Raw genomic sequence first — 1,260 nt, forward strand, 5'->3', positions numbered from 1 at the left:
TAAAGTTTATCCCCAAGGAAGGTGACCAGATAATTGTTCGAGCCAAAGTGAGCTTGTACGAAGGTCGCGGCGATTACCAACTTATCGTTGAAGGCATGGAACCGGCGGGTATTGGGCAACTACAAGCCGCTTTTGAAGCACTAAAGCTTAAACTGGCTGGCGAAGGACTGTTTGACCAGCAGCATAAAAAATCTATACCACAAATCCCCAAAAAAGCAGCCGTGATAACCTCTCAAAGCGGTGCCGTCATTCATGACATCATTTCAGTGACGCAGCGTCGCTTCCCTGCACTAGAGATCATTTTGCTACCCGTTCAGGTTCAAGGGGAAGGCTCAGCACAACAAATTGCCGACGCTATCGCTTACTGCAACAGCCACAACCTTGCAGATGTGTTAATTGCTGGGCGAGGAGGCGGGTCTCTAGAGGATTTATGGAGTTTTAATGAAGAAGTCGTCGCACGTGCTATTTTTGACAGCGAACTACCTATCATTAGCGCCGTTGGTCATGAAGTAGACTTTACGATTGCCGACCTGGTAGCAGACTACCGGGCACCAACGCCATCAGCAGCCGCAGAACACATTACGCCCGACCAATACGAATTAATGCAAAACCTGGATCAACAACAACGGCGCCTGGAGTTTTTGATCAACAATCGATTCAAACAACTCAGCCAAAGCATCGATGCCTTACAAAAACGACTAAGACATCCTGGCGATGCCCTTCAAGAAAAGGGTTTACGCCTTGAAGAACTTCAAGAGCGCATTAAACGGGCACTATCAAACACTATTGAAAATAAATCTGGAAGTCTGAATATACTTCAGCACCGCTTACTCAGATATAACCCTCAAGCGAAGCTTGAACAAAGCGCAGCAACACTAAACAACGCTTACGACAAACTAGTACAAGCGCAGCATGCAAACCTGGAACAACAGCAACACAGACTGGCGATTCTAGCCCAGACACTGCACACGGCAAGCCCTCTTGCAACCTTAGGGCGCGGCTATGCCATATTAAAGTCCGATAAACAGAAAGTTCAAACCCAGTGCAGCGACTTCAAGGCGGGAGACAAAATCAGTGCCACACTAAAAGATGGGATTGTCCATTGTACCGTCGACCAAAGTGTTCCAGAACTGGACTTATAACTCAGCCCAGCTTACTTCAAGGCTTGATAAATTTTCGCTAGATTGTACTGCATCATATCGAGATAGCTTGGCGCTAGCTCATGAGATAAGGCGCCCGAGATCAGTTCACCTCCAAAAT

At 47.1% G+C, this 1,260-nt stretch carries 1 protein-coding gene; it reads left to right on the forward strand.

Annotated features, from left to right (window positions below; translation table 11 throughout):
* Positions 1-1,142: exodeoxyribonuclease VII large subunit (gene xseA, locus A3763_RS00935; protein WP_068759819.1), on the forward strand; the 1,142-nt coding region annotated here is incomplete at its 5' end.
* Positions 1,143-1,260 lie beyond the last annotated feature (118 nt).

Source organism: Oleiphilus sp. HI0128, from assembly GCF_001635365.1.